14 protein-coding genes are annotated in these 17,981 nt (G+C 74.7%); 7 read left to right on the top strand and 7 right to left on the bottom strand.

Annotated features, from left to right (window positions below):
* Positions 1 to 8: 8 nt before the first annotated feature.
* The 4 genes from glpK (at position 9) to O2V63_RS14105 (ending at position 3,482) form a co-directional block, all read left to right on the top strand.
* Positions 9 to 1,526 (top strand): glycerol kinase GlpK, encoded by a 1,518-nt coding sequence (glpK, locus tag O2V63_RS14120; RefSeq protein ID WP_269168196.1) that lies wholly within the window; start codon positions 9 to 11, stop codon positions 1,524 to 1,526.
* Positions 1,527 to 1,648: 122 nt separating this feature from the next.
* The gene (locus O2V63_RS14115; protein WP_269168195.1) at positions 1,649 to 2,002 is read left to right on the top strand and encodes a PadR family transcriptional regulator; all 354 of its coding nucleotides are present in this window, start codon (positions 1,649 to 1,651) and stop codon (positions 2,000 to 2,002) included.
* The gene (locus O2V63_RS14110; protein WP_269168194.1) at positions 1,999 to 2,550 is read left to right on the top strand and encodes an HAAS signaling domain-containing protein; all 552 of its coding nucleotides are present in this window, start codon (positions 1,999 to 2,001) and stop codon (positions 2,548 to 2,550) included. Before O2V63_RS14115 ends, O2V63_RS14110 begins: the two co-directional genes overlap by 4 nt.
* 74 nt (positions 2,551 to 2,624) lie before the next feature.
* Complete coding sequence (locus O2V63_RS14105; protein WP_269168193.1) at positions 2,625 to 3,482, top strand: endonuclease domain-containing protein; 858 nt, start codon at positions 2,625 to 2,627, stop codon at positions 3,480 to 3,482.
* Positions 3,483 to 3,515: 33 nt separating this feature from the next.
* Here the strand turns inward: O2V63_RS14105 and pgm are convergent, their stop codons facing one another.
* Positions 3,516 to 5,150 (bottom strand): phosphoglucomutase (alpha-D-glucose-1,6-bisphosphate-dependent), encoded by a 1,635-nt coding sequence (gene pgm / locus O2V63_RS14100; protein ID WP_269168192.1) that lies wholly within the window; start codon positions 5,148 to 5,150, stop codon positions 3,516 to 3,518.
* Between the two features lie 76 nt (positions 5,151 to 5,226).
* On the opposite strand from pgm, the gene O2V63_RS14095 reads away from it, so the two are divergent.
* Positions 5,227 to 8,487 (top strand): DEAD/DEAH box helicase, encoded by a 3,261-nt coding sequence (locus O2V63_RS14095; RefSeq protein WP_269168191.1) that lies wholly within the window; start codon positions 5,227 to 5,229, stop codon positions 8,485 to 8,487.
* Here the strand turns inward: O2V63_RS14095 and O2V63_RS14090 are convergent.
* Positions 8,480 to 8,899, bottom strand: a complete 420-nt coding sequence (locus O2V63_RS14090; protein ID WP_269168190.1) for a VOC family protein — start codon at positions 8,897 to 8,899, stop codon at positions 8,480 to 8,482. The genes O2V63_RS14095 and O2V63_RS14090 overlap by 8 nt on opposite strands.
* 4 nt (positions 8,900 to 8,903) lie before the next feature.
* Positions 8,904 to 9,749 carry an AraC family transcriptional regulator gene (locus O2V63_RS14085; RefSeq protein WP_269168189.1) on the bottom strand — a complete coding sequence of 282 codons (846 nt, stop codon included), beginning with the start codon at positions 9,747 to 9,749 and terminating at the stop codon, positions 8,904 to 8,906.
* Positions 9,750 to 9,865: 116 nt separating this feature from the next.
* Here O2V63_RS14085 and O2V63_RS14080 point away from each other — a divergent pair, with 116 nt between their 5' ends.
* Positions 9,866 to 11,686 (top strand): SpoIIE family protein phosphatase, encoded by a 1,821-nt coding sequence (locus O2V63_RS14080; protein WP_269168188.1) that lies wholly within the window; start codon positions 9,866 to 9,868, stop codon positions 11,684 to 11,686.
* Here the strand turns inward: O2V63_RS14080 and bluB are convergent.
* Complete coding sequence (bluB, locus tag O2V63_RS14075) at positions 11,683 to 13,410, bottom strand: 5,6-dimethylbenzimidazole synthase (RefSeq protein ID WP_269168187.1); 1,728 nt, start codon at positions 13,408 to 13,410, stop codon at positions 11,683 to 11,685. The genes O2V63_RS14080 and bluB overlap by 4 nt on opposite strands.
* On the bottom strand, positions 13,407 to 14,249 hold the full coding sequence (locus O2V63_RS14070) for an alpha/beta fold hydrolase (protein ID WP_269168186.1): 843 nt from the start codon (positions 14,247 to 14,249) through the stop codon (positions 13,407 to 13,409). The genes bluB and O2V63_RS14070 overlap by 4 nt, the downstream gene beginning before the upstream one ends.
* A 90-nt stretch (positions 14,250 to 14,339) precedes the next feature.
* Between O2V63_RS14070 and O2V63_RS14065 the strand changes: the two genes are divergently transcribed.
* A complete protein-coding gene (locus O2V63_RS14065) occupies positions 14,340 to 16,109 on the top strand; it encodes a helicase (protein WP_269168185.1) in 1,770 nt (589 codons plus the stop codon).
* On the opposite strand, the gene O2V63_RS14060 is transcribed toward O2V63_RS14065, so the two are convergent.
* Together O2V63_RS14060 and O2V63_RS14055 are read right to left on the bottom strand one after the other, a co-directional pair.
* Positions 16,106 to 16,552 (bottom strand): GNAT family N-acetyltransferase, encoded by a 447-nt coding sequence (locus O2V63_RS14060; RefSeq protein WP_269168184.1) that lies wholly within the window; start codon positions 16,550 to 16,552, stop codon positions 16,106 to 16,108. The genes O2V63_RS14065 and O2V63_RS14060 overlap by 4 nt on opposite strands.
* 20 nt (positions 16,553 to 16,572) lie before the next feature.
* Positions 16,573 to 17,952 carry an HNH endonuclease signature motif containing protein gene (locus O2V63_RS14055; protein ID WP_269168183.1) on the bottom strand — a complete coding sequence of 460 codons (1,380 nt, stop codon included), beginning with the start codon at positions 17,950 to 17,952 and terminating at the stop codon, positions 16,573 to 16,575.
* Positions 17,953 to 17,981 lie beyond the last annotated feature (29 nt).

The raw sequence follows: 17,981 nt of genomic DNA, 5'->3' as shown, positions 1-17,981 counted from the left end.
GGAACCCCATGGCCCAGTACGTAGCCGCGATCGACCAGGGCACCACGAGCACCCGGTGCATGATCTTCGACCACGACGGCGCCGTCGTCTCCGTCGGCCAGAAGGAGCACGAGCAGATCTTCCCGCGCGCCGGGTGGGTCGAACACGACGCGATGGAGATCTGGCGCAACACCCGCGAGGTGGTCGGCCAGGCGCTGGCCCGCAGCGACGCCGGCACCTCCGACATCGTCGCCGTCGGGATCACCAACCAGCGGGAGACCGCGGTGGTCTGGGACCGCACCACCGGCGAACCGGTCTACAACGCGATCGTCTGGCAGGACACCCGCACCGGGAAGATCATCGAGGAACTCGGCGCGCTGGGTGGCGGCGCCGACCGCTACAAGGACAAGGTCGGCCTGCCCCTCGCGACCTACTTCGCCGGCCCCAAGGTCCGCTGGATCCTGGACAACGTCGAGGGCACCAGGGAGCGGGCCGAGCGCGGCGAGCTGCTGATGGGCACCATCGACTCCTGGCTGATCTGGAACATGACCGGCGGCGCCGACGGCGGGCTGCACCTCACCGACGTCTCCAACGCCTCCCGCACCATGCTGATGGACTACCGGAAGCTGGCCTGGGACGCCGACATCGCCGAGGAGATGGGCATCCCGATGTCCATGCTCCCCGAGATCCGCTCCAACTCCGAGGAGTACGGCAAGGGCCGCAAGGCCGGCTTCCTGGCCGGCGTGCCGATCGCCGGCTCCCTCGGTGACCAGCAGGCGGCGACGTTCGGCCAGGTCTGCTTCAGCAAGGGCATGGCCAAGAACACCTACGGCACCGGCAACTTCATGCTGCTCAACACCGGCGAGGAGGCTGTCCCCTCGGAGAACGGCCTGCTCACCACGCTGTGCTACCAGCTCGGGGACGCCAAGCCGGTGTACGCACTGGAGGGCTCGATCGCGGTCACCGGCTCGCTGGTGCAGTGGGTCCGGGACAACCTGGGGATGATCAAGAGCGCCCCGGAGATCGAGGACCTGGCCCGCTCGGTCGACGACAACGGCGGGTCCTACTTCGTGCCGGCGTTCTCCGGCCTGTTCGCCCCGCACTGGCGTTCCGACGCCCGCGGCGCCGTCGTCGGGCTCACCCGGTTCGTCAACAAGGGGCACCTGGCCCGCGCCGTCCTGGAGGCGACCGCCTACCAGACCCGCGAGGTGCTGGACGCGATGAACGCCGACTCCGGGGTCGACCTCACCGAGCTCCGGGTGGACGGCGGGATGGTCGGCAACGAGCTGCTCATGCAGTTCCAGGCCGACCTGCTCGGCGTCCCGGTGATCCGGCCGAAGATCGCCGAGACGACGGCGCTGGGTGCGGCCTACGCGGCCGGGCTCGCCGTCGGCTTCTGGTCCGACCTCGACGAGCTCACCGCCAAGTGGGCCGAGGACAAGCGCTGGGACCCGCAGATGGCCACCGACGAGCGGGAGCGCTTCTACCGCAACTGGCAGAAGGCGGTCACGAAGTCGCTGGACTGGGTGGACGAGGACGTCAGCTGACGCCTGTCCCCTCGGCACTGCAGGCCCGTCGGAGTCCGCTCCGGCGGGCCTGCCGTGCGTCCGGGCCCACCCGGCCGGATGACTAGCTTGTGCGCCTGACTAGTCAGTCGTACTGTCTAGCCGTGACCGACGAGCGGTGGCCCGGGGAGTGGATGCGCGGCGTCCTGTCGCTGTGCGTGCTCCGCGTCGTCGCCGACGGCCCGACCTACGGCTACGCGATCGCCGCCCGGCTGGCCGACGCCGGGCTCGGCCCGGTGAAGGGCGGCACGCTCTACCCGATCCTGACCCGCCTGGAGACCGAGGCCCTGGTGTCCTCGTCCTGGGAGGCCGGCGACGGGGGCCCGGGCCGCAAGTTCTTCACCCTCACGCCCGCGGGCGAGCAGTTCCTCCGCGAGCGGACCGAGCTCTGGCACGTCTTCACCGAGCGGGCCGCCGGCCTGCTGGCCCCCCTGCCTGCTTCGAGGAGCACGCCATGAAGAGCACCGACCAGGCCTACAGCGACGACCTGCTGCTCGCGCTGCGGCTGCGGGAGGTCCCGGGCAGCCGGATCGGCGAGGTCCTCGCCGAGGTGCAGAGCCACGTGGCCGAGACCGGGGAGGACCCGCGTCAGGCGTTCGGCGACCCGAAGCAGTACGCCGACGAGGTCGCGGCGGCGCTCGGCCTGCAGCGGGGCCGCGGCTGGCGCCACCTGCTCAGCGGTCTGTCGTGGGCGCACCTGGTCGTCACCGTGGTCATCGGCGTCGCCAGCTTCCTGCTCGCCGACAGTCTCTGGGGACTCGGCGCGGGGGACGACGCAGCCTTCGGCGTCCCGGCCGGGCTGATGGCCGCCGCTGCCGCCGTCGTCCTGGCCGCGTGCGCTGCCTGGATCGCCGCCGCGAGCCGGCGCGAGCCCGACGACACCGTGCGCGACCCGCGCACCGGCGAGGACATGGCCCGCCTCGGGCGGTGGCAACTCGCCGTCCTCATCGGCGCCCCCGCGCTGGCCTTCGCACTGATGCTCCTCGGCGGCCTCCTCACCCGCTGAGGGGCCATTATCGCGATTTTGGCCCCTGTGGACGACGCCAGCACAGACCGGACTTCGTCCACCACTCTGCACCGGTGCCCTTACGACCGCTCCACGGTGTCTTCGTCGCCAGCCACGCCATCGCGGAGAAGGCGATCACCCGCAAACAGCTTCGCCTGCTGGGTTACCGGCGCATCGTCCAGGGCGTATACGCCGATCCGGGGCTCGAGTTCGATCATCGGCTCCGCTGCACCGGCGTCGCCCTCCTGCTCCCGGCCGGGACGGCGATCGGTGGGCACTCGGCCGCCGCCTGGCACGGCGCCCCCTTCGCCGGACCAGCCGATCCGGTGACCGTTCTCCGGAGCGCAGACGTCCGCTGGTCCGGGCCGCGAGGGGTGCGTGTCCACCAGACCGTGCTCGGTCCCGAGGACATCGACGTCATCGACGACGTCCCGGTCAGCACCCCTCTCCGGACCGCGTGGGACGTCGCCGCCCTGGAGCCCCTCGGTACGGCCGTGGCCGCGCTCGACGCCATGGTCCGAGCCGGCTCGGTGTCCGCGACCACCTTGACCTCACGGCTGGAACGCGCCGCCGGAGAGTGGGGCGTCACGAAGGTCCGCCGGGCGTTCGGCCTGGTCGACCCACGGGCCGAGTCGGCGCCGGAGTCGAAGGTGCGGGTGGCGCTGGTGCTCGCCGGACTGGCCCCGGTGCCACAGTTCCACGTGCAACACCACGGTGAGTTCCTGGCCAGGGTCGACTTCGCCTGGCCGGAGGCGAAGCTGATCGTCGAGTACGAGGGGGCCCACCACTTCGACGCGGAGAAGATCGTGGCGGACGACCAGCGCTACGCCGTCCTGGTCGCGGCGCGCTGGCGGGTCATCCGGCTGAGCGCTCCGGACCTGCACGACCTGGACTCCGTCGTCCGCCGGGTCCGGGAGGCACTGACCTCCTGAGGGGCCAAAAGCGCGATCTTGGCCCCTCGAGCGTCAGGGGGTGAGGGCGGCGGAGACGACGGCCTTGGCCTCCTCCTGGACCTGGGCTAGGTGGTCGGGGCCCTTGAAGGACTCCGCGTAGACCTTGTAGACGTCCTCGGTGCCCGAGGGGCGGGCGGCGAACCAGGCGTTCTCCGTGGTGACCTTCAGGCCACCGATCGCGGCGTCGTTGCCCGGCGCCTTCGTGAGCTTGGCGGTGATCGGCTCGCCGGCCAGTTCGGTGGCGGTGACGGCGTCGGGGGAGAGCTTGCCCAGCGCGGCCTTCTCCTCCCGGGTCGCCGCGGCGTCGACCCGCGCGTAGGCCGACTCACCGAAGCGTTGCGTCAGTGACGTATGCAGCTCCGAGGGCGAGCTCCCGGTCACGGCCTGGATCTCCGAGGCCAACAGGGCGAGCAGGATGCCGTCCTTGTCCGTGGTCCACACCCCGCCGTCGCGACGGAGGAACGACGCCCCGGCCGACTCCTCGCCACCGAACCCGACCGACCCGTCGAGCAGCCCGGGCACGAACCACTTGAACCCGACCGGCACCTCGACCAGCCGCCGGCCGAGGTCGGCGACCACGCGGTCGATCAGGGACGACGACACCAGCGTCTTGCCCACCGCCGTCTCGGCACCCCACCCGTCGCGGTGGCTGAACAGGTAGGAGATCGCCACGGCGAGGAAGTGGTTGGGGTTCATCAGCCCGCCGTCGGGGGTGACGATGCCGTGCCGGTCGGCGTCGGCGTCGTTGCCGGTGGCGATCTGGAACTCGTCCTTCGCACCGATCAGCGAGGCCATCGCCGAGGGGGAGGAGCAGTCCATCCGGATCTTGCCGTCCCAGTCCAGCGTCATGAACCGCCACGTCGGGTCGACCAACGGGTTGACCACGGTGAGGTCCAGGCGGTGCCGTTCGGCGATCGCCCCCCAGTAGTCGACGGCGGCACCGCCGAGCGGGTCGGCACCGATCCGCACCCCGGCGGCCCGGACGGCGTCCAGGTCGAGCACGTTCGGCAGGTCGTCGACGTAGGTGCCCAGGAAGTCGTAGGACTGCGCTGCGGCACGGGCCCGGGCGAAGGGCACCCGCCGCACCCCGTCCAGGCCGGCGGCCAGCAGCTCGTTGGCCCGCGTGGCGATCCAGCCGGTGGCGTCGGTGTCGGCCGGGCCGCCCGAGGGCGGGTTGTACTTGAAGCCGCCGTCCCGGGGCGGGTTGTGCGACGGGGTGACGACGATGCCGTCGGCCAGCCCGGTGGTCTTCCCCCGGTTGGCCCGCAGGATCGCGTGGCTGACCGCCGGGGTGGGCGTGTACCGGTCCGCGGCGTCGACGAGCACGGTGACGTCGTTGGCGACCAGCACCTCCAGGGCGCTCGCCCAGGCGGGCTCGCTGAGCCCGTGGGTGTCCCGGCCGACGAACAGCGGGCCGTCGTACCCCTGTTGCGCGCGGTACTCGCAGATCGCCTGGGTGGTGGCCAGGATGTGCGGCTCGTTGAAGGCGCCGTCCAGCGAGGAGCCCCGGTGCCCCGAGGTGCCGAACGCGACCTGCTGGGCGACGTCGTCCGGATCCGGCTCGACCGTGTAGTACGCGGTCAGCAGGTGGGGGACGTCGACCAGGTCGGAGGGCTGGGCGGGCTGGCCGGCGCGGTCGGAGCTCATGCAGTGATCTTCGCGCCGGAGCACCGGTGACCGCGACCCGGGCAGCTCTGTCGGTGCACCGCCGTAGCCTGATCGGGTGCTCGGGGACTGGCGGGAGATGGTCACCGATGCGGCGTTGGCCGACGCCGTCGGCCCCGAGGTGCTCGACCGTGCCCGCCGCTACGTGGCCCGCGGCGTCCTCGACCTCCGGCTGGCCGACGACGCACGCCGGCTGACCGGTCTGGTCCAGGGCGGCGCCGCCGAGCCCTACCGGACGACGGTGGTGCGCACCGACGGCGGCCGGGTGGGCTGGGCGGGTGCGTGCACCTGCCCGGTGGGCGACGACTGCAAGCACGCGGTCGCCGTCCTGCTGTCGCTGCGCTCGAACCTGAAGGCGTCCCCGGTGGCGGCCGGCTGGGAGGCCGAACTCGAGGAGCTGGTGGCCGCGGCGGCCGACCGCCGACCGCGCACGGCGGTGCCGATCGGGCTGCAGTTCGAGCTGGTCGAGCAGGCGCCCGGGCGGGGTCGGAGCTCGGTCGGCGCGCCGGGCACCCTGCAGCGGCTGGTGCGGCTGCGGCCGGTGGTCCCGGGCAAGCGGGGGCACTGGGTGCGCAGCGGGATCTCCTGGCGTCAGCTGCAGTACGACAACAGCCGGTCCGGCTGGGACCCGGCGCACGTGGCGGCGATGCGCGCGCTGCACGCCACCCACCAGGCGGCGCGCAACCAGTTCTACTCGTACGCCCCGGTCGACGTGTACCTGCACGAGTTCGGCCCCGGGCTCTGGCGGCTGCTGGCCGAGGCGGTGGCCGACGGCGTCCCCCTGGTGACCGCCGACCGCCAGCCGCGTCCGGTGGTGCTCGCCGAGGGCGAGGCGGACGTGGCCGTCGACCTGCGCGACAGTGGCGACCGCACCGAGCTGTCCGCCGTGCTGCGGGTGGCGGGGCGGGCGATCGACCCGGCGGCGCTCTCCTTCCTCGGCATGCCCCCGCACGGGGTCACCGTCGACGGTCCGGCCCGCGACGAGGCGCCCGAGGGCGCGCCGGGGCTGGTGCTCGCGCGGCTGGACTCCCCGGTGCCCCCGGTGCTGGCCGGCCTGGTGGCCCGGGGCGGGGTGATCGGCATCCCGGCCGGCGACGTCGACCGCTTCCAGCGCGACTTCTACCCGGGGCTGCGACGCGCCGTCCCGGTGATCTCGGCCGACGGCTCGGTGGAGCTGCCCGACGTCGCACCCCCGAGGCTGGCCGCCGAGGTGACCTACCCCGGTGACGCGACGGTCACCATGGCCTGGTCGGTGGGGTACGGCGACCGGTCGTTCGGCCTGTCGACCACGGCCGGCCCGGCCGATGGCCGCGACCCGGCCGCCGAGGAGCAGTTGGTCGAGGCGCTGCCCGGCCCGGTCGGCGGACTGCCGGAACTGTGGACGCCGGAGCGCCGGCTGGCCGAGCGGGTCGAGCTCGCCGGCATGGAGGCGCTGGAGTTCACCACCGAGGTGCTCCCGGCCCTGCGCGCCGACCCCGACGTCGACGTGACCGTGGTGGGCACCCCGACGTCCTACCGGCAGACCACCTCGGCGCCGCAGATCAGCTTCACCGCGCGGGACAGCCGGGAGTCCGACTGGTTCGACCTCGGTATCTCGGTGACCATGGACGGCCAGCACGTGCCGTTCGCGACGCTGTTCTCCGCACTGGCCGCCGGCCGCACCCGGCTGGCGCTGATCAGCGGCACCTGGTTCTCCCTGCAGCGCCCGGAGTTCGAGCAGTTGCGGCTGCTGATCGAGGAGGCCCGCGAGCTGCGCGACCTGCCCGGCGACGAGGTGCAGGTCAGCCGCTTCTCCGCCGGTCTGTGGGAGCAACTGCTGGGGCTGGGGGTGGTCACCGAGCAGAGCGACCGCTGGACCCGCGAGGTGCGTGGCCTGATCGACGTCGAGACGGCTGAGCCGCCCCCACCACCGGCCGGGCTGGCCGCGGAGCTGCGGCCCTACCAGCGGGAGGGCTACGGCTGGCTGGCCTTCCTCTGGGACCACCGGCTCGGCGGGGTGCTCGCCGACGACATGGGGCTGGGCAAGACGCTGCAGACCCTCGCCCTGCTCTGCCGAGCGCACGAGGCCGGCGACCTGGACGCCGCACCGGTGCTGGTGGTGGCGCCCACCAGCGTCGTCTCAACCTGGACCCGGGAGGCGGCCCGGTTCGCCCCGGGTCTGCGGGTGGTCGCCGTCGACGAGACCGAACGCAAGGCGGGCACCTCGCTGCGCGGCCGGGTGGCCGGCGCGCACGTCGTCGTCACCTCCTACGCACTGTTCCGGATCGACGCCGACTCCTGGACGTCGCTGTCCTGGCGCGGGCTGGTGCTCGACGAGGCGCAGTTCGTGAAGAACCACCAGGCCCGCACCTACCAGGTCGCCCGGATGCTGCCGGCGCCGGTGAAACTGGCGCTCACCGGGACGCCGCTGGAGAACAGCGTCATGGACCTGTGGGCGCTGATGTCGATCGTCGCGCCCGGCCTCTTCCCCGACCCGGAGCGGTTCACCGAGTTCTACCGGATCCCGATCGAGCGGGACGGCGACGCGGAGAAGCTGGCCCTGCTGCGCCGCCGGATCCGCCCGCTGGTGCGCCGCCGGACCAAGGAGCTGGTCGCCGCGGAGCTGCCACCCAAGCAGGAGCAGGTGCTCGAGGTGGTGCTGAACCCGCGGCACGAGAAGCTGTACCAGACCCACCTGCAGCGGGAGCGGAGCAAGGTCCTCGGGCTGGTCGAGGACATGTCGAAGAACCGGATGACCATCTTCCGGTCACTCACCCTGCTGCGGCAGCTCAGCCTGGACCCGGCGCTGATCGACCCGGCGTACGCCGACGTCCGCGCCAGCAAGGCCGACGCGTTCCTCGACCACCTGCGCGAGGTGGTCGCCGAGGAGCACCGGGTGCTGGTCTTCAGCCAGTTCACCCGGTTCCTGGGCAGCATCCGCGACCGGCTGACCGCCGAGGGCATCGACTGGGTCTACCTGGACGGGCGGACCCGGGACCGGGACGCCCGGATCGAGGAGTTCCGCACCGGCAGCGCCCCGGTGTTCCTGATCAGCCTCAAGGCCGGCGGCTTCGGACTCACCCTCACCGAGGCCGACTACGTCTTCGTCCTCGACCCGTGGTGGAACCCGGCGAGCGAGGCCCAGGCCGTCGACCGGGCGCACCGGATCGGCCAGGACAAGACGGTGATGGTCTACCGGCTGGTCGCCGTCGGCACCATCGAGGAGAAGGTGATGGAGCTCAAGGCCCGCAAGCAGGCCCTGTTCTCCCGCGTCGTCGACGACGGCGCACTCGCCTCGGGCGCGTTGACCGCCGACGACGTCCGCGGCCTGTTCAGCTGACCCGGCGGGGCTCGCCGCGGTAGCTGCCGACGCTCCAGAGGTTTCCCTCCGGGTCGCGGACGGCGAACTCCCGGCCGCCGTAGTCGGTGTCCTGCAGTGGCCGGAAGACCTCGGCACCAGCGGCGACCGCCCGGTCGAACAGCCCGTCGACGTCGTCGGCGACCAGGTAGCAGCCGGTGCTGCCCGGGGCGACCGTCCAGCCCTCGTCGTCGCGCACCGAGCCGAGCATCACCCCGCCGCCGGGCGGCCAGGACAGCTGGGCGTGCTGCACGACGTCGCCCTCGCCGTACACGGCGGTCTCCTCGAAGCCGAGAGCGTCGACGAGGAACCGGATCAGGGCGCGGGCGTCCCGGGCCCGGAACGCGGGCCAGACGGTGGGCGGGGGAGCGTTGGTGTGCGTGGTCTCGGTCATGAGCTCAGGATGTCGACACGGGCGTCCGGCCGTCTTGGACGAATCCGAGCTCCGCGGCCAACCACCGGGTCGGCGGCAGGCCGCTGAACGCCCGCCACTCGCGAGTCAGGTGCGCCTGGTCGGTGAAGCCGGTGGCGGCGGCGAGGGCGGCCAGGTCGGGCGGGCCGCCGCCGGTCACCCGGGCGGTCAACGCCCGACGGGCCCGGTCGAACCGGACGACGCGAGCCGCCTCCTTCGGGGTCAGGCCGGTCTCGGTGCGGAACCGGGCCAGCAGGTGCCGCTCCGACCAGCCCACCCGCCCGGCGACGTCGGCGACCCGGAGCCGCCCACCGGAGGCGAGGGTCAGCCGCCAGGCCTCGGTGACCTCGGGCGCGGGCCCGGCCCCGGCCCGCACCCGACGCAGCAGCACGTCCTCCACGGCGGCGAACCGGCCCGCCCAGTCCGGCGCGGACCGCACCCGCTCGGTCAGCTCGGCGCCGTCCGCACCGAGCACGTCGGCGACCGGGCAGTCGAGCGAGGCCAGCTCTCCGGCCGGCAGGCCGAGGAGCGCCCGGGCGCCCAGCGGGGTGAGCGCCAGCTGGAGGCCGGTCTGCCACCCGGTCTGGGTGATCAGCGCAGGGCGGGTGTGCAGCCCACCGAGCAGCGCGTCGTACCGGCCCGGCGCCTGCTGGGGATCGGGGTGCGCGACGAGCACGAGCGGCTCGTCGACGGTGACGACGAAGGTGAGGAAGGGGGACGGCAGCCCCCGGTGCACCCCCGAGGCGGACCCGCCGTACCGGTAGCCCACCGCACTCGGGACGAACGGGCGCAGCGCCGGGTGCGGGCGGACGTGCACCCACTCGTCGGACACCGCACCAGGATGGCCGTCCCGGTCCGGCACGTCACCCTCTCGCGGCACCGGCCACCGGTCGTCGTCCCTGCTGTGTTCAATGGTGACGTGCATCCCGGAGACCCGACGGCTCGTCCGTGCCCCACCCGGTGACCGCTGCGGAGAGCGCCGGCAGCCGGGCGAGGGTGGCCGCGGTACGCGCCACCGAGCTGCTCGACGCGGCCGCCGAGGAGTCCTTCGACCGGCTGACCGCCCTCGCCCGGCGGTTGACCGGGGCACCGGTGGCCCTGCTCACCGTCGTCGACGACCAGCGGTCCTACTGGCTGAGCCGCCAGGGCACGGAGCCGGGTGGCCCGGTGCAGAGCACCGTGGAGGAGTCCTTCTGCCAGTACGTGCTCGGCGGGGAGCCACTTGTCCTGGACGACGTGACCGCCGACGAGCGGACGAAGCGGAACCCGCACGTCGACGAGCTGGGCGTCCGCGCCTGGGCCGGCTTCCCGGTGCACACCCCCGACGGGGAGGTGCTCGGCAGCTTCTGCGTGGTCGACACCGCCACCCACGAGTGGACCGCCGACGACGTCGAGCTGCTGGAGGACCTGGCGGCCATCGCGTCCCGTGAGGTCGCGTTGCGGGTGACCATGCTCCGGGCCGAGCAGGCCCGTGCCGAGGCCCGTGCAGAGGCGGACCGCGCTGCCCTGCTGGCCCGCATCGGTGACCTGCTCACCGCCGGCCTGGAGCCCGCCGGCGTCTGGCAGGCGATCGCCCGGCTGGCCGTCCCGGCACTGGGCGACCTCGCCTACGTCTGCACCGTGGAGCGCGACGGCAGCCTCACCCCCGTGGCCGTCCGACACGCCGACCCCGACCAGCTCGCGGTGCTGGAGGAGTGGGTGCACGGCGTGGGCCGCCGGATCGGCGAGGCATCCGGTCCCGGCCACGTCGCCGTGACCGGCCGGGTCCAGCTGATCGACATCCCGGCGGACGCCGCGCTGACCCCCGCCCAGCGGGACGCGGCCGCCCGGCTGGGGGTCAGCAGCGCGCTCGTCGCGCCACTGAGCAGCCGCAGTGGCGTGGTCGCGGTCCTGGTGGTGGCCCGGACCGGTGCGGCGGCGCCCTACACCGAGGTCGAGCAGGAACTGGTCACCGCGATGGCCGACCGCGCCGCGCTGGTGGTGGAGAACGCCCTCGCCTACGCGTGGCAGCGCTCGGTGTCCGAGACGATGCAGCGGGCGCTGCTGCCACCGGTGCTGCCCCGGCCCGCCCACCTGCAGCTGTCCGCCCGGTACCAGCCCGCCGGTGACGCCCAGCTGGTCGGCGGCGACTGGTACGACGCCTTCCTGGACGCGCGGGGCACCACCAGCCTGGTCATCGGCGACGTCGCCGGGCACGACATCGACGCGGCGGCCACCATGGGGCAGCTGCGCACGATGCTGCGGATGGCCGGCCACGACGGCACGGCCACCTCCGGCGCCGTGCTGACCGCCGTGGACGCCGCCTGCGACACCCTGGAGCACGGGGTGTTCGCCACCGCCCTGGTCGCCCAGATCGACGGCGACCCCGCGGCCGAACCGGGTGGGGCCCGGGCCATCCGCTGGTCCTCCGCCGGGCACCCGCCGCCGCTGCTGCTGCACGCCGACGGCCGCGTCGACGTCCTCACCGACCCGGTCGGGCTGCCGCTGGGCGTACTGCCCGACCAGCCGCGCCCGGAGCACCGGTGCGCGCTGCCGGCCGGGTCCACGCTGCTGCTCTACACCGACGGCCTGATCGAGAACGGCGTCGGCCCCGCCGGTGCCCGGGACCTCGACCAGGGCCTCGGGCGCCTGGTCGAGGTGCTGACCGACGCCGCCGACCTGGGGCTGGACCAGCTGTGCGACCGGGTGGTCGGGACGTTGCTCCCCGCCGCCGGGGCCGACGACGACGTCGCCCTCATCGCCATCCGGGTCCTCCCTGCCGAGGGCTAGGAGTCGACCCGGGCGGTCTCCCGGCGCATCCGCAGTCCCTGCAGGAGCAGGCCGGCGGCGAGCACCGCCCCGACCCCCTCGCCGGCGCGCAGCCGCAGGTCCAGCAGCGGCTCGCAGCCGAGGGCCTGCAGGACGGCGTCGCTGCCGCGTTCCCGGCTGCGCTGCCCGGCCACCAGTGCCGACTGCGCCGCGGGCTCGAGCAATACGGCGACCAGCGCGGCGACCGCGGTGGCGAACCCGTCCAGGACGACGACCGCCCCGGCCTCCGCCGCCCCCAGCACCACCCCCGCGAGCACGGCGAGCTCGGGTCCGCCCAGCTCGGCCAGCGCGGTCAGCGGGTCCAGGTAGGGGCCGGCCCGGGTCAGCGCCGCCGCGACGACGTCCCGCTTGCGCTCGACCATGGCCGCGTCCGCGCCGGACCCGAGCCCGGCCACCGCGGCCGGTTCCACGTGCAACAGCGCGGCGGCCAGGGCGGCGGCGACCGTGGTGTTGCCGACGCCCACCTCACCGAGGGCCACCAGCCCCGCCCGACCGTGCTCCAGGCCCAGTGCCCGGCCGGCCGCCAGCAGCGCCGCAGCGTCCGCCGCCGTCATCGCCGGCCCGGTCACCAGATCCCCGCGGTCGCCGGACGGCCGGGCCGCGACCGCACCGGGCACCGCCGGCCCGGCGACCCCGGCGTCCACCACGACCAGGTCCAGCCCCGCCGACCGGGCGGCGGTCGCCCCCATAGCCACCCCGGCGACCGCGGCGGTGACGACGTCCCGGGTCGCCGAGGCCGGATAGGCCGAGACGTGGTGCGCGGTGACCGGGTGGTCGGCGGCGGCGAGCACCAGCACACCCCCGGTCAGGCCGCCCCGGCCCAGCGCCACCGCCCGGGCGACCGCGCCGTCCAGCACGCCGAGCGACCCCGGCGGGGTGAGCAGCCGGTCGGCGTCGTCCCGGGCCCCGACGACCTGCTCGGGTGCCGGGCTGCGCAGCCGGGACGGCGGCGGTGCGGGCGCGGCCTCCTCGGCCGGCCACCGGTCGGCCAGCACGACGTCGGACAGCGGCTGCCGACGCGACCAGGCGGCCCGCTCCAGCCCCGGCGCCGGCGGGCGCTCGTCCGGCCAGCCCAGGCACAGCCAGCCGAGCGTGACCACCCCGTCGGGCAGGCCGAGCAGGGCGGCGAGCTCCTCGGGGCGGAACAAGGTCACCCAGCCGACGCCCAGCCCCTCCGTCCGGGCGGCCAGCCACAGGTTCTGGACGGCGGTGGCGCAGCTCCACAGGTCGGCGTCGGGGAAGGTGGCCCGGCCCAGCACGCCGGCCGCCGGCGCCCGCCGGTCGCAGCAGACGACGACGCCCAGCGGCGCCTCCCGCACGCCCGCCAGCTGCAGGTCCAGCAGCCGGGCCGCGGCGTCGGGGTCGAGCTGGGCGGCCTGGCGCAGCCGCTCCCGGTCGGTGAGGACGGCGGCGGTGTCCCGGGTGCCGGCGTCCCGGACGACGATGAACCGCCACGGCTGGCTGTGCCCCACCGACGGCGCCTGGTGCGCGGCGGTGAGCACCCGGGTGAGCACCTCGTCGGGCACCGGGTCCGGGCGGTAGCGCCGGACGTCGCGGCGGGCCTCGACCGTGCGGTACAGCCCGGCCCGGTCGGCGTCCGGCAGCGCCCAGCCGGCGGGGTCGGCGGCGCGCTCGGTGGCCGCGGTGCCGTCGCCGATCAGCGGCACCGGCCGGGGGTACGTCATCCTTCGACCTGCCGCAGGAACCGGCGGACCGTCTCCAGGAAGACCTCGGGCTGCTCGGAGTGCACCCAGTGCCCGGCGTTCTTCACCCGCACCAGCCGGGTCGTCGGGAACAGCTCGTCCATCCGCGGCCGGTCGCTGTCGAGCACGTAGGTGGAGTTGGCCCCGGCGATCCAGAGCACCGGCTCCTCGTAGGTGGCCCCCGGCGGCGGGTCGGGGAACCGGCGCAGCTCGCCCAGGTCACGGGCCAAGGTCTCCAGGTTCAGCCGCCAGCGCCAGCCGTCACCCTCCCCGACGCCGTCCCGGACCAGGCTCTGCAGCAGGAACGACCGCACCATCGTGCTGGGGACGGCGGCGCGCAGCGCCTGGTCGGCGTCCTCCCGGGTCTCCAGCCCGTCGAGGTCCATGCCCTGCATCGCGGTGATGAACGCGGCGAACGGAGAGGCCTCCTCGTCGGGGTCCTCGGTCCGGCCACCGGACTCGGGGTAGTCGGTCGGGGCGATGTCGACGACGACGAGGGCGCGCAGCAGCTCGGGACGGCGCAGCGCCAGCTGCATCGCCACCTTGCCGCCCATCGAGTGCCCGACCAGCGTCACCGGCTCGCCCAGCTGGGCCAGCTCGGCGGCGACGAAGTCGGCCATGTCGACGTAGTCGACCCGGTCGGTCCACGGGGAGTGCCCGTGGTTGGGCAGGTCGAGCAGGGTGACCCTGTGCCCGTCGGCGGCCAGCGCCTTGGCGATCGTCGTCCAGTTGCGGCCCTGGCCGAACAGGCCGTGCACGAAGACCACGTGGGGCCCGGTGTCGCCGAGCGTGCGGGCCGACAGGCGGATGTCCTCGGTCATGCGCTGATCGCAGCACATGTCGCTGCGCCTGGCTGTCGGTGGGCGCCCGTAGCGTCGGGCGGACCGGTCGTCGACCCCCAGGAGAACCCCGTGCCCGGACGCCGACGGCGCCCCACCAGCTCGTCCCGCACCACCACGACGACCACCCGGACGGCGGCGCCGCGGAAGGCAGCCGCGAAGAAGGCGACCCCCCGGAAGGCCGCGCCGAAGGCGGGCGCCGAGCTGCCGGTCGCCGGGCCGGGGGAGCGGGTCTGGGTGCTCGCCGTCCCGTTCCGCGCGCCGGCACCGGGGGCGAGCTGGCACGCCGGCCTGTCCGCGCACGTGTACGTGGGCGCCACCCTGCCCGCGGCGCTGGCGCCCTACGACCCGCCGCCGTACAGCCTGGAGCGGTTCCTCGAGGACGAGCTGAACGCCGAGCCCCGACCGGTGCCGCCGGCCCGCCCGATGTCCCCGCGGCCGGAGCAGGTCACCGGGGCGGCGGTCATCGCCGCGCACGAGGCCGCGGGCGGGCGGATGTTCCTGCTCGGCGACGACCCGGGCGTGGGCAAGACCGGCACCGCCGTGCTCGCGGTCCAGCAGATCGCCGCCCGACGGCCGGTGCGCACCGTGCTCGTGGTCGCCGACCGGCCGGCCGCCATCACGGTGCCGCACTGGGCCCGCTCGATCGCGGCCTTCGGCGACAGCGGGCTGCGCTGGTGCGTGACCACCTGGGACCGGCTGGGCAAGGTGGCCGGGCTGACGAAGGCCACCGGTCAGCGGTTCGACGTCGTCGTCGCCGACGAGGCGCACATGGTCCGGCACACCACGACGCAGCGGTGGAAGCACTGGCGGTCGGTGTCCGGCGCCGGCCGGGTCAAGGACGCCCCGTACGTGCTGCTGGCCACCGCGACCCCGGCGCACACCCCGCTGGAGCTGCCCTACCTCGCGCCGCACTTCGCCGCCGTCCACGGGGAACCGCTGAAGGACTGGTCCGACCTGCCCAGCCGGCTCGCGGCGCACGGGTTCCACGTGGAACGTGCCCGCTACGGCTGGAGCTGGACCGAGGACGCCGAGGAACGGCGGGCGGACCTGACCCGGCTGCGCAGCTGGCTGGCCGACACCGACCCGCCGGCCACGCTGCACCGCCCCGCACCGTGGGGGCCGGTGTCGGTCACCGGCACCCCGGTCGAGCTGACCCCGGCCGAGCGCGCGCAGTACGAGGCGGAGTGGTCGGAGTTCCGCGCGGAGATGCAGCTGGCCCGCCGGAAGCGCGAGACCGCGCGCGGCCGGGCGGCGCTGCTGCGGTTCCGGCAGAAGGCCGGGCTGATCCGGGCGGCGGCGACGGTCGACTGGGTCAAGGCCCAGGTGGAGGCCGACCGGCAGGTCGCGGTGTCGGTGGAGTTCGTCGAGACCGCCGCCGACCCGATCCGGGAGGCCCTGCTGGACGGCGGCGTCGCCGTTGCCTCGATCTACGGCCGGGACCGCTTCGACGTGGAGGCCGAGCGGCTCCGCTTCCAGACGGGGGAGGCGCCGGTGTGCGTGTTCACCGTGACCGCCTCGATCAGCCTGCACGCCGGGGAGGTGCTGCCCGGCGGGCGCACCGCGTCGACCACGCCACGGGTCGGGCTGTTCCACCAGCCGCGGTTCTCCGGGATCGCCGCCCGGCAGGTCACCGGCCGCACGCACCGCGACCACCAGGTCTCACCGTGGCGGGTGGCCTTCGCCCAGGACACCGTGGAGGAGGACGTGGCCCGGGTGATGGTCGAGCGGCTGGCGGTCACCGGCTCGGCCGCCGGCGGCGACACCGCCGGGCTGCAGCAGATCGCCGAGCTGCTCGACGCCGACTGGCTGCCCACGACCTCGCTGACCGGAGCCGACTAGCGGGGCGCGAGCCGCATCGGCAGGTGCGGGATGCCGTCCTCGACGTAGTCCGGCCCCGAGCGACGGAACCCGAACCGCTCGTACCAGGACTCCAGGTACGCCTGGGCGCCGATGTCGATGGTGCGGCCCGCGCACAGCTCGATGCCGCGGGCGACGAGCTGGGCAGACAGCCCTCGACCCCGGGCATCCTCCGCCGTGGCGACCCGGCCGATCGCCCGGTCCTCGCCGTTGGTCAGCACCCGGATCGTGGAGAGCACCGTGCCGTCGTCCGCCTCGTGCCAGAGGTGCACGGTGGTCGGCTCGGCGTCCCGGCCGTCCAGCTCCGGGTACGGGCAGGCCTGCTCCACGACGAAGACGTCGACCCGCAGCCGCAGGATCCCGTAGAGCTCGGCCGGGGTCAGCTCGGCGAAGGCCGACTCGCGCAGGACGGGTGCATCGGTCACCTGTGCATCGTCGCAAGCGGTCAGGACGCCGCTCGCCGCAGGTGCTCGCGGTGGGCCAGCAGCGCCCAGACGACGTGCCCGAGGTCCATCCGTTCCCCGCCGGCCGGCCAGGCGTCGGGCAGTGCGGCGTCCGGGACCAGGGTGAGCAGCGGCCGCGGAGACGTGGCCTCCCTCGCGGTCAGGCCGTCGGCGAAGGCCGGGTCGGCCGGACCCCAGACCCGCTGCCCGGCCCGGTCGTGGGCCACCAGCTCCCGACCCCGCCGGTCCAGCACCAGCCCCTCGTCGTGCACCAGGCCGTGGTCGACGTCGCAGAGCACCACCATCGCCGACACGTCGGTGCGGCCCCCCAGCCGCCACGGGGTCAGGTGGTGGGCGTGCAGCCGCTCGATCCGGGTCTCGGTGCAGCCCGGCCGGGCACAGCCGCCGTCCCGGGCCAGCAGCGCCCGCCGCTGCGTCACGGTGGCCAGCCGCCGGCGCCGTCCGAGTGCGAGCGGCTGACCGTTCCGTTCGACGATCACCGTCAGCGCCGCCTCGCACGCCATCCGCCGGACCTGCGCCGGGGTGAGCGCCGGGCCGCCCTCCAGGTGCGCCCTCCCCGCGGCGGCGTCGTCGGCCAGGACGTCGGCGTCCACGTGCACCACCACCTCCCGGCGCGGCGGGTCGCCCGCCCGTCGTCCGGTGTCGGCGGCGACCTCGGCCAGCTGGGCCAGCGCCCGGCAGCGCCGCGCGCTCATCCGTTCCCGCGGGAACGTCTCGGGGTCCGCCGGGCAGTCGGCGGCAGCGGCGGCCCGGGTCGTGGCGGCGCGTTCCCGGCGGGCGTCGCGCTCGGCCAGCGACTCGACCGACGCCAGCAGCGCCGCGCCGGCCTCGCCGTCCATCCGGACCTGCAGCACGAGCATCCCGTCGGCGTCCCAGTGCCACTGGAAGGACCGCTTCTCCGCGACCAGCTCCTCGTCGACGGCGTCCGACCGGCGCCAGGCGCGCACCACCCGCTCCACCTGTGAGGCCGTGGCGTGCCGTGCCAGCTCGACCAGCTCGACTTCCGTGCCGGCATCGGCCACCCGGGTGATCGCCCGCACCTTCGAGTACGACAACCGGCCCGCGGCGAACGCCTCCGCCGTCACCGGCAGCGAGCCCAGTGCCCGGGCGACCCGCACGTGCTCCCGCGCGGCACCCGGGCTCATCCCGCACTGCCAGGCCAGCCAGTGCGCACAGCTCTGCACGCCGACCTCGCCCCAGCCCTCGCGGGCGTCGAACTCCGCGACCAATCGCAGCCAGGCAGCGGTCGCCGCCGCCAGCCGTACCGCCCCCGACCGGATCTCCTGAGCCAGCTCCTCGACCGACCGCTGCCCCGTCAGGTCGAGCACCGACACGTCCCGCACCGCCACGACTGCACCCATGGCACGACGCTGGCACCGGGGTACGACAG

The organism is Modestobacter sp. VKM Ac-2977 (assembly GCF_026968045.1).
In the GTDB taxonomy this organism is placed as follows: Bacteria; Actinomycetota; Actinomycetes; order Mycobacteriales; family Geodermatophilaceae; genus Modestobacter.
This window is presented reverse-complemented; position numbering and strand designations above follow the sequence as displayed.